The sequence below is a fragment of the Roseateles chitinivorans genome, from assembly GCF_002761755.1.
GTDB classification, from domain to species: Bacteria; Pseudomonadota; Gammaproteobacteria; order Burkholderiales; family Burkholderiaceae_C; genus Roseateles; species Roseateles chitinivorans.
On sequence record NZ_PEOG01000133.1, the window covers coordinates 1 to 5,394 of the forward strand.

The window sequence follows — 5,394 nt, forward strand, 5'->3', positions numbered from 1 at the left end:
AGGGCCGCACGTCGGGCACCGTGCCGGTCACCCGCACCGCGTCGCCGGCCAGCGCCAGCACCGCCGGCGTCGGCGCGCGGCCGACGATGGTGAAGCGCAGCGTCGGCCAGCGCTGGCGCAGCTCGGGCAGGACCTCGGCCGCGAACCACTGCACCGCGTCGACGTTGGGCCAGTAGTCCATCGCGCCGGTGAAGACCAGCGGCAGCTCGTCGGCCTCGAAGGGATTGGCCTGCTGCGGCAGCGGCGCGAAGTAGCCGCTGTCGACCCCGTTGCTCAGCGCCTCGATCGGCGCGCCGGTGGCCGACAGGCGCTGGAACAGCGCCTTCTCGCCCTCGGTGACGAAGAACGAGCAGCGCGCCTGCTCGGCGACGCGGCGCTCGTAGGCGAGCAGCTCGCGGCCCTCGCGGCGATACAGCCAGGACATCGGCCAGCGGTGCGCCTTGGCGTAGTCGGTCCACTTGGCCGAGTCCACGTCGACGAAGTCGATCAGCATCGGCACCGGGCCCGCGATCGCGCGCAGCTGCTCGGCGTACTGGGCCATCGTCGACGAGAACACCACGACCGCGTCGAAGCGCTGGCGCCGCGCCAGCTGCGCGATCCAGTCGCGCATCGCGCGGTGGCGGTAGTACGGCAGGCTCAGCGCCTCGCCGGTGGCCAGGCCGCGCAGGCTGGCCACGCGGGCCAGCAGCGGGTTCAGGTCGGCGGCGAAGACTTCCTCGCATTGCGACTGCAGCGCCGGCAGGTGGGCCCAGTCCTCGGCATCGTCGACGAAGGTGCCCAGCCAGACCTTGTGGTGCACGGTCAGGTGCTTGAGCAGGTGGTACGAGCGCAGCTTGTCGCCCTTGTTGGGCGGATACGGCAGGCGGTGGACCAGGTAGAGGATGTCGGCCATGGTGCCCTCCTCAGCCCAGGCTGCGGACGATGTGCGGTCCGAGCCAGTTGGCCACGCCGATCGGCAGCCGGCGCCACGCCTTGATCATGAGCTGGTACTTGGCGTTGCTCGGGTTGTTCTGCGGCACCGCCTCGCGCTTGTAGAGGCAGTATTCGTAGTTCAGCGGCGTCGGCTCGAAGCCCCAGTTCTTCTTGAACGCGTAGCTGCCGGTGCCCTGCTTGCTGCGGCCATAGTCGAAGACCTTGATCCCGCGGGCACAGGCGCGGCGCATCAGCTCCCAGTACTTGAAGTCGTTGGCGGCCAGGTCGCGCGCCGCGACCGCGTCGCCGGCGTAGTACGGCAGTACCTCGTCGCGGAAGTAGAAGCTCAGCACGCCGGACAGCGGCTCGCCCTGCGGGCTGCTGACGATCAGCACCTCGGCCGCGTCGCCGAACTCGTCGAGCAGCGCCTGGAAGTAGCGCCGCGGCATCGCCGGCGTGCCGTGCCGATGCACGTTGTCGGCGTACAGCGCGAAGAAGCGCGACACCTCGCGATCGATCTCCGCCTTCAATTCGTTCTTGATGCCCTTGCGCACCATCGCGCGCTGCTTGCGCGGGATGGCCAGCATGTTGGCCTCCTCGTCCTCCAGCAGCGGCTTGCGGAAGGTGACGTAGAGGTCCTGGTGCGGCCAGTCGAGGTGGCGGCGCTCGATGTTGCGCAGCTCCAGGTGCTCGACGCCGAGCCGGCGGGCGAGCGCCTGGGCCTCGTCCTCGAGCGCGCGCGCCGCCGCGTCGCTGGTGGCGGCGACGCCGCCATAGACCGCGAAGGGCAGGCTCACCAGCGCATGGCCGAAGAGCCGGCTCCGGTTCTCGGCCAGCGGCAGCACGCCCTCGATGACGCCATCGCGCTCGGCATAGAGGAAGTAGCCCTCATGCCCGAACTGCTGGCGCAGGATGCGCTGCCAGGCGCTCAGATGGAAGAAGGTCGCCGACGCGCAACTCTGCACGAAGGCGTCCCAACGCCGGCCGCCGTCGACGTCCTTGAGCGCCAGGCGCTTGACCTGCACCGCGGTCGGGGACGGGCTCATGCCGCCTGCCGCTCGGCGCCGGCCGGCGCCAGGAAGAGCTCGTCCATCCGCGCCCAGGCGAAGTCGCCGAGCAGCTGCTCGATGCGCGACTCGGTGCGGTCGATGTTGACGTAATGGCGGAAGCGCGTCTTCGCGTCGATGCCGGGGATGCGCGGCTGCGCCGGATCGATCTCCCACGGATGGAAATAGAAGACGGCGCTGCGGCCTTCGATGCGGTTGAAGCGCTCAATCATCCAGCGGGTGACGCCGTAGGGCAGCAGCCGGAACCAGCCGCCGCCGCTGCTCGGATAGTTCCTGCCCCGGAAGCGCAGCGTGGTCACCGGCACCTCGATCAGGCCCGGGCGCACCTCGTGGGCGAAGCGCGGCGAATCGGGCATGCCGTAGTGGTCGTGCTGGATCGGATAGACGCTGGAGCTGTAGCGGTAGCCGCAGTCGCGCAGCACGTCGAAGGCCCAGAGGTTGTCCTTGCCGATCGAGAAGCTCGGCGCGCGGTAGCCCTTGACCTCGACGCCGCCCAGGTCCTCGAGCAGCGCCTTGGCATCGCCGACGTCCTTCAGGAAGGAGGCGCGGTCCAGGTCGCTGGCGCGCTCGTGGCCGTAGCCATGGCTGGCCAGCTCGTGGCCGCGGGCGACGATCTCGCGCACCAGCTGCGGATAGCGCTGCGCGATCCAGCCCAGGGTGAAGAAGGTGGCCTTCACGCCCTTGGCGTCGAGGAGGTCGAGGATGCGATGGACGTTGCGCTCGACGCGGCATTCGCGCGCGTCCCAGTCGCCGCGGGCGATGTAGGGCGCGAAGGCGGAGACCTGGAAGTAGTCCTCGACGTCGATGCTCATCGCATTGCGGATCACCACGCGGTTCGGGCTCATCGCATCGCTCCCACCAGTTTCTGCAGCAGCGCCAGCGTCTGCTGGTTGATCCGTTCCAGGCGCATCAGGCTGTCCTCGATGCGCTGCAGCCGCGCATCCTGGCCGTCCAGGCCCAGGCCGGCGAGTTCGTCGGCCAGCGCGCCGAGCTCGCCGTTCATGCCGCCCTGCCCCACCCGCGCGCGCAGTCGCGACAGGTCCAGGTCGACCGCCAGCTCCGCGCCCGACGCATGGCCGTTGAGCTCCGAGGCGTGCAGCGCCGGCGCGGGCGCCGAGGCCGATTCCTTGGACAGGTCCTCGACCACCTCCTCGACGTCGGCCGCGGTCAGGTGCGGGTTCTCGTGCATGAAGCCCAGCAGCAGCAGCCGGTCGCACAGCGTGTTGATGCGGCGAGGGATGCCGTGGCTGGCGCGATGCAGCGCGGTGAAGGCGTCGGCGTCGAAGCTGGGCTTGCCGGCCGCGCCGGCGCACTTGAGCCGGTGCTCGATGTAGCGCTGGGTGTCCTCCTCGTCCAGCGGGCCGATGTGGCAGCTGGCCGCGATGCGCTGGCGGAACTGCTCCATCTCCGGCCGCTGCAGGATCGCGCGGAACTCGGGCTGGCCGACCAGGAAGGTCTGCACCAGCGACTGGTTGCCGAACTGGAAGTTGGACAGCATGCGCAGTTCCTCGACCGCGCGGGCGGTCAGGTTCTGCGCCTCGTCGACGATCAGCAGGCAGCGCTTGCCGCGGCTCGCCTCGCTGACGAAGAAGGCCTCCAGCGCCATCAGCAGCTCGCTCTTGGGCAGGTCCTTCACCCGCACGCCGAAGGCGGCGCCCACCAGGCGCAGCGTGTCCTCGGCATCCAGCTGCGTGGTGACCACGTTGCCGATGACGACGTTGCTGCGGTTCAGGCTGTCGAGCAGGCCACGCACCAGCGTGGTCTTGCCGGCACCGATCTCGCCGGTGATGACGATGAAGCCGTCGCTGCGCAGCACGCCGTAGTCCAGGTAGGCCTTGGCGCGGCGATGCTGCTTGCTGCCGAAGTAGAAGCTGGGATCGGGACTGAGCTGGAACGGCTTGCTGGCCAGCCCGTAGAAGGCCTCGTACATGACGGTGACTGCTTTAGAAGCGCTGGGTCAGCGATGCGTAGATCGCGTGTTCCTGATAGCTGGTGGCGAACAGGCTGGTGTCGTCGAACTTCGTCTGGCGCAGGCCGAAGGCGGCATCGCTGCGCGGCCCCAGCCGGAGCGTGAAATTCGCGGTCAGCGACCGCATGTCGTTGCCGCCGACGCCGTCGCCACGGGAGTTCTGCCGCGAGTAGGTCAGGTTGGCATTGGCCAGCGGCGTGAGCCGGTAGCCGACCGAGACCGACGCGCCGCGCTGGCGCACGCGGTCGGTCAGGGCCAGGTCGCCGCTGCCGGTCGGCGCGGTGTTGATGCGACGGCTGTTGTTGTCGTTGGCGCTGAGCGTCGCGGTGAGCCGCGGGCCGGTCCAGATCATCGACAGGTCGGTGCGGCGCTGCAGCGTCGCGGTGTTGCTCAGGAAGCCGGCGCCGCTGAACGAGTTCGGGCTCAGGCCCAGCGCGGCCAGCAGCGCGCGCACCAGCGCGTCGCGCTTGACCGGGTCCGGCTCCATGCCGCTGAACTGCAGGTCCAGCAGCTGGTAGTTGGTGGCCTGGGTCGGCGTCTCGCCGGTATTGACGCTCTGGCTGCTGTTGGCACGCAGCGCGACCTGCGACATGCGGTGCTCGAAGCTCAGGTTGTGGCTGTTGCCGTAGCTGTGGTGCTGCCAGTCGACGCTCAGCTTGGTCCGCGGGCCGGGCGACCAGCGCAGGTTGGCGCCGTAGATCGAGGTCGTCTCCGGGCCGAAGTAGTCGCTGCGCTCGCGTCCGCCGGTGACGCCCAGCATCCAGTCGATGTCCGGCACCCAGTTCAGCGAGCCCACCACGCTGGTGGTGCGGTAATCGATGCCGGTCTGCTCGAAATGCATGCGCGTGGTGGACGCGTTGAGCCCCCAGTTGAGCTGGCGCCCGGCCGGGCCGGCCAGGTTCAGCATCAACGAGCCTTCCTTGCTGTTGCCGCTGCCGCCGGCGGCGCCGGCGCCGCCCTCGCTCGAGTCGCGCATCTGGCCAGTGGCCCGCAGCTCGAAGGTCGCGGCGCTGCCCAGCCGCCCGCGCCAGTACGGCGAGACCTGCAGCATGCGGGTCTCGGTGCGGTTGGGGCTGTCCAGCGTGCCGTCGGGCGACTGCTGGCCGAAGGCCGAGATCGCCTGCTGGCTGATGTTGCCGGTGACGTCGACATACAGCGCCGTCTGCACCAGCTCGGCGGTGAAGCGGGTGCTGAGCTGGTTCTGCAGCCGGCTGTCGCGATCGCTCTTGGTGTAGACGATGCCGTCCAGCGTGTAGTCGAAGCTGCCGCGGATCGCGCCGCTGCTGCTGGAGATCGTCAGTCCCGGCGAGACGGTGGTGATGAAGGCGCGATCGCGCGCGTTGTCGGGCGCCAGCGCGAGGTTGTCGGTCCAGGTCTCCGAGACGCTCAGCCGCGGGATCACCGCGATGCCCTTGCGCGATCCCCCGGCGGCCGCGGCGTCCTCCT

The 5,394-nt window shown here is 69.6% G+C and carries 5 protein-coding genes; all 5 read right to left on the reverse strand.

Translation table 11 applies throughout. The features are described from left to right. A partial coding sequence (locus CS062_RS24770; protein ID WP_099864503.1) for a TIGR03087 family PEP-CTERM/XrtA system glycosyltransferase occupies positions 1–892 on the reverse strand: 892 nt, incomplete at its 3' end. A 10-nt stretch (positions 893–902) separates the two neighbouring features. Then, a complete protein-coding gene (locus tag CS062_RS24775) occupies positions 903–1,958 on the reverse strand; it encodes a FemAB family XrtA/PEP-CTERM system-associated protein (RefSeq protein ID WP_099864505.1) in 1,056 nt (351 codons plus the stop codon). Beyond that, entirely contained in the window at positions 1,955–2,824 is an 870-nt protein-coding gene (locus tag CS062_RS24780; RefSeq protein ID WP_099864507.1) for an XrtA system polysaccharide deacetylase, read from the reverse strand. Before CS062_RS24780 ends, CS062_RS24775 begins: the two co-directional genes overlap by 4 nt. Then, positions 2,821–3,909 (reverse strand): XrtA/PEP-CTERM system-associated ATPase, encoded by a 1,089-nt coding sequence (locus tag CS062_RS24785; protein ID WP_099864508.1) that lies wholly within the window; start codon positions 3,907–3,909, stop codon positions 2,821–2,823. The genes CS062_RS24780 and CS062_RS24785 overlap by 4 nt, the downstream gene beginning before the upstream one ends. A 13-nt stretch (positions 3,910–3,922) precedes the next feature. After that, the coding region (locus CS062_RS24790; protein ID WP_099864510.1) for a TIGR03016 family PEP-CTERM system-associated outer membrane protein at positions 3,923–5,394 on the reverse strand (1,472 nt) is incomplete at its 5' end.